Raw genomic sequence first — 4,663 nt, 5'->3', positions numbered from 1 at the left:
CGGCGCGCGGGTCGGCTTCCTGCGCGCCCTGCCGGTCCAGACCCAGCCCGACGCCGCCTTCGCCCAGACCGGGGACGGCAAGGTGCACGGCTGGGGCCTGTACTGCCCAGGCGTGGCCGGCATGGCGCGCGACGAAGGCAACGACACCGCCAACAGCCAGTTCTTCATCATGCGCCAGGCCTATCCGGCGCTGGACAAGCGCTACACCATCTGGGGCGTGACCGTGTCCGGCCTGGAGGTGGTGCGCGCGCTGCAGGCCGGCGACGGCGAGAATGGCATGATGGCCCAGGCCCAGCCCGACCGGATGACGCGGGTGCGGGTGGCCTCGGACCTGCCCGAGACCGAGCGGCCGACTGTCCAGGTCCTGTCGACCGAATCTCCGCGCTTCCACGCGCTGGTCCAGGAAGCCCGCGCCGCCCGGGGCGCCGACTTCTCGGTCTGCGACGTGACGCTGCCGGTTCAGGTCGCCGGGGGCGCGCCGCCCTCCTAGACGGCTGACGCCGATCTCGGGCCCCGGCGTCTGCGGCGCCGCGAGGGCGGACGGCGATCCTCGGCGCATGCGCTGCAGAAGCAGGCCCTCGCGCAGGCCGCGATCCGGCCACGCGCACCCGTTCCGAAGGCCAGGCGCGCTGCACCGCCTCCATGATCGCGGCGCCGGCCAGCACCAGGTCGGCGCGATCAGGGCCGATGCAGGCCTCCGCCGCGCGGCCGGCATGGCCCATGGCCTTCAGGCGGTCGCGGCCGCCTCGCAGTCGCCGCGGCTCATCCACAGCCCGTCGACCAGGTTGCGCTGGTAGCGGCGCAGGCCCAGGTGGATGCCGGCCAGGCTGGTGATCGCGCCGGAGGTCCCGACCATGTGGGCGCGGCCCTGGACGAACAGGTCGCGCAGCGCCGGATCGATCGGCGCGGTCGAAATCGCGGCGGCCATGTCGGCCACCATCCGCTCGTACCAGCCCTCCAGGGCGCCGTTGGCCGCGCCCGAGGGTTCGGGATGGCGCTCCGCCAGGGTGACCACGCCCACGGGCGCCGACATCCAGCCCTGCAGTTCGAAGCGGGCGCCCGCGCGGCGCAGCCAGCTCAGTTCGGTCGAGCCGCCGCCGACGTCGACCACCAGCACGGCCTGGGACTCGGGATCGAACAGGTTCAGGCAGCCTTCGACCGCCAGCCGCGCCTCCTCGACGGGATCGATGACGCGCAGTTTCAGGCCCGTGCCGGCGCGCACCCGTTCGATGAAGGCCGCGCCGTTGTCGGCCTGGCGGCAGGCCTGGGTGGCCACGGCCATCAGCCGGTCGGACTGGACGCCCTTGCGGGCGACCCGCTCGGCGCAGGACATCAGGGCGTCGTAGGCCCGGTCCATCGCGGTCGGGTCCAGCCGGCCGGTGCGCGACAGGCCTTCGCCCAGACGGACGATGCGGCTGAAGGAATCGACCACTCGGAAACCGTCGCGGGACGGCTTCGCGATCAGCAGCCGACAATTGTTGGTCCCCAGATCCAGCGCGCCATACAGGCGGGCTTCCGAATCCGACGCCCCTGGCCCCGGGACGGCGCCGCCGCGGGCGCGCTTTCCGTCGGAGCGCCGGGACTGGGACCGCGGGTCTCGCTTCCGCGAGCCGTCGGTCTCCGGCATGGGCCGAGCTTTCGAGGTGGGCGGTCCGAAGCGGCGCCCGTCCCGGACAGCCTAGACCGCCGACTTCGTCCGCGCCAAGCGTGTCTGACGCGAAAATGAACGAGAGCGAAGGGACCAGGCTCAGCTTGGGAAGCGCAGGCTGGGGCCATGATGAACGCCTCGTCCGCCCGTTTCGGCCTCGGCCAGATCGTCCGCCACCGCGACGCCGCCTTCCGCGGCGTGGTGATCGACGTCGATCCCGTCTACGCTGGCCAGCCAGGCGAGACCGGGCATATCTCGCCCGACCAGCCCTTCTACCGGATCCTGGCGCTCGGCGACGACGGGGGCTTCATCGTCTACGCGGCCGAGGATTCGCTGGAGCACGACCCCGAGCTGGCGCAACTGGCCCGCGAGGACGAGCGCCGCTGGTTCACCGTCGACGCGCGGGGCCGCCACGCGCCGAAGGAACAGGCGATCCACTGACGGGCGCGCCGCCGATCCGTCTGGCGCGCCCGGGGCGACGGGCCTAGATTGGCCGCGAACGGGCCGCCAGAGCCCGCGCAGGGAGAGCGTTCATGTCCGATTTCGAGCACGTCTTCGACAAGCCGCCCGAAGGGGCCGCCGCCGACTGGACGATCCCGCAGGACTGGCGCGCCTATACCGAGACCGAGCACAAGACCTGGGACACCCTCTATGCCCGGCAGATGGAGATCCTGCCCGGCCGCGCCGCCGAGGTCTTCTTCAAGGGCCTGAAGGCGCTGGACCTGAACACCGGCGGCATTCCCGACTTCTCGCTGATGAACCCCAAGCTGCAGGCCCTGACCGGGTGGACGGTGGTCTGCGTGCCCGGCCTGGTGCCCGACGAGGTCTTCTTCGACCACTTGGCCAACCGCCGCTTCCCGTCGGGCCAGTTCATCCGCAAGCCGGACCAGCTGGACTACCTGCAGGAGCCGGACATCTTCCACGACGTGTTCGGCCATGTGCCGATGCTGACCGACCCGGATTTCGCCGCCTACATGGAGGCCTACGGCAAGGGCGGGCAGCGCGCGGCGTCCCTGGGCATGCTGCAGAACCTGGCGCGGCTGTACTGGTACACGGTCGAGTTCGGCCTGATGCGGGACAGGGACGGCTTGCGCATCTACGGCGCCGGCATCGTGTCGTCTGCGACCGAGAGCGTGTTCGCACTGGAAGACCCCTCCCCCAACCGCCTGGGCTTCGACCTGGAGCGGGTGATGAAGACCCTCTACCGGATCGACGACTTCCAGCAGGTCTATTTCGTGATCGACTCGATCGAACAGCTGAAGCGCGAGACGCTGCAGGATTTCGGGCCGATCTACGACCGGCTGAACGGCGCGGAGTCGATCCCGATCGACGCGGTCCTGCCGACCGACAAGGTCTTCACCCAGGGCAGCCAGGCCTATGCGGCGCGGGGCGGGCGGTTCGCGGCCTGAGGTCCATGTGACGCCTTGTCATCCCGGACGCCGCGAAGGCGGCGACCCGGGACGGGTCGCGTCACCTTGTTGAACCTCCCGGAAATCGCGGCGCGATTGTCCGGGAGGCAGGTCGCCGTCCTGCCCTGAACTTGCCCGTCTCCCGGATAGCTGCTGACGCAGCTTCCGGGAGGGTGATCGTGTGAACGCACTTGTCCCGGCTCTTCGCTTCGCTTCGGCCGGGATGACAAGGCGATCTCGACGCCCCTGTCGATTGCCGGGATCCGGCGCGCCATCCCGCTCGCGGCCGCACGCCCAGCAGCAGGCCCAGCCAGCCCAGCCGCCGCGCGGCCTCGTAGGCCAGAAAACAGCTCGCGAACGTGGCGGCGATCACCAGCGCGGCCTCGACCCCCAGCGGCAGCTTCAGCGGCATCAGATACCAGGCGGCGACGATGATCACCGTCTGGTGGACGATGTAGAAGGGGAAGACCCCGCGACTGAGATAGTTCAGCATCGGCCCGCCCGTGGTCAGATATCGCGCGCCGTAGCCCAGGATGGCGGCGATCCAGACCCACTGGTCGGCCGCATACACCACCCGCATGGCCAGGCGCAGGGCGTCGGGCGGGACGGCGTCATCGGCGCGATAGATCCAGGCGTAGCTCGCCCAAGCGGCCCAGCACAGCACCGCCAGGATCAGCGAAGGCCGGCGCAGGCGCAGGAACGCCGCTCGGATGGGCTCCGAACGCGCGATCAGGAAGCCGAACAGATAGGCGGCGAACGAGACGGCGTGGTTGTACCAATCGTCGATCAGGGCGTGGGTCGTCTCGAACAGGGGCGCCAGGGTGAAGCGCAGCAGGATGAAGTAGAGGATCGGCCAGACCAGCAGGCCCCAGCCGGACAACACCTTGTCCAGCACGCCGCCCAGCGCCCGCAGCGGCCCTGCGGCGACGCCGACCAAGAGGGCGACGATCAGACCGTAGGGCAGCAGGTAGGCGATGAACCAGAGATGGTTCCAGGTCGGCGTCGTCAGGCAGCCCTCGGCGTCGCACCAGTTTCCGGACGCCGTCGCGTACTTGACCCAGAAGTCCTGCAGCCAAGGCGAGTGCGCCGGATCGGCGACACCTTGCTGCTGCAACGCCTGGAAGACCTCGTAGTAGCTCTGCGGCGGCACGATCACGAACATGCCGAACAGCAAGGGCGGCAGCAGCCTCAGGATGCGCGACCCCGCCAGCCGTGGGCCGGCGTGACCGCCCTTCGCCGCGAAGCCGTCCGCCAGGAAGCGGGTCGCGGCGCCGGACACCAGGAACAGTAGCGTCAGCCGCCACGGATTGGTCAGCATCATCAGCGGCTGGATCGCCTCGACGATACGCGGGCTCTTCACGTGGAAGTCCCACGACACGTACAGCATGCCGACGTGATACAGAATCAGCAGGAAGAAGGCCCCGACGCGGATCCAGTCGAGATCGTACCGGCGGGTCGGCGGGGCGGGGGCGATGTCGGACAAGGCCGGACTCCATGAGCGATGAGAACGACCGGACCCTGTCCGCGCGGCGGCCGAGGCCTCAATCCGCCGGGGACGCCCGGGCCGCTGGCGGGGACGGCCGAAGGGGCGGCGGTGACCAGCGGC

5 protein-coding genes are annotated in these 4,663 nt (G+C 70.3%); 3 read left to right on the top strand and 2 right to left on the bottom strand.

Annotated features, from left to right (window positions below; translation table 11 throughout):
- Positions 1-490: peptidylprolyl isomerase (locus AC2W7C_RS13620; protein ID WP_486001919.1), on the top strand; the 490-nt coding region annotated here is incomplete at its 5' end.
- Positions 491-727: 237 nt separating this feature from the next.
- On the opposite strand, the gene AC2W7C_RS13615 is transcribed toward AC2W7C_RS13620, so the two are convergent.
- A complete protein-coding gene (locus AC2W7C_RS13615; protein ID WP_486001918.1) occupies positions 728-1,432 on the bottom strand; it encodes a Ppx/GppA phosphatase family protein in 705 nt (234 codons plus the stop codon).
- Positions 1,433-1,774: 342 nt separating this feature from the next.
- Between AC2W7C_RS13615 and hspQ the strand changes: the two genes are divergently transcribed.
- Both hspQ and phhA read left to right on the top strand, forming a co-directional pair.
- A complete protein-coding gene (hspQ, locus tag AC2W7C_RS13610; RefSeq protein WP_486001917.1) occupies positions 1,775-2,089 on the top strand; it encodes a heat shock protein HspQ in 315 nt (104 codons plus the stop codon).
- A 92-nt stretch (positions 2,090-2,181) separates the two neighbouring features.
- Entirely contained in the window at positions 2,182-3,057 is an 876-nt protein-coding gene (phhA, locus tag AC2W7C_RS13605; protein ID WP_486001916.1) for a phenylalanine 4-monooxygenase, read from the top strand.
- A 61-nt stretch (positions 3,058-3,118) separates the two neighbouring features.
- On the opposite strand, the gene AC2W7C_RS13600 is transcribed toward phhA, so the two are convergent.
- The gene (locus tag AC2W7C_RS13600) at positions 3,119-4,540 is read right to left on the bottom strand and encodes an acyltransferase family protein (protein ID WP_486001915.1); all 1,422 of its coding nucleotides are present in this window, start codon (positions 4,538-4,540) and stop codon (positions 3,119-3,121) included.
- Between the last annotated feature and the right edge of the window lie 123 nt (positions 4,541-4,663).

It is taken from the genome of Brevundimonas sp. CURTG3B2_SDJG (assembly GCF_057364705.1).
This window is presented reverse-complemented; position numbering and strand designations above follow the sequence as displayed.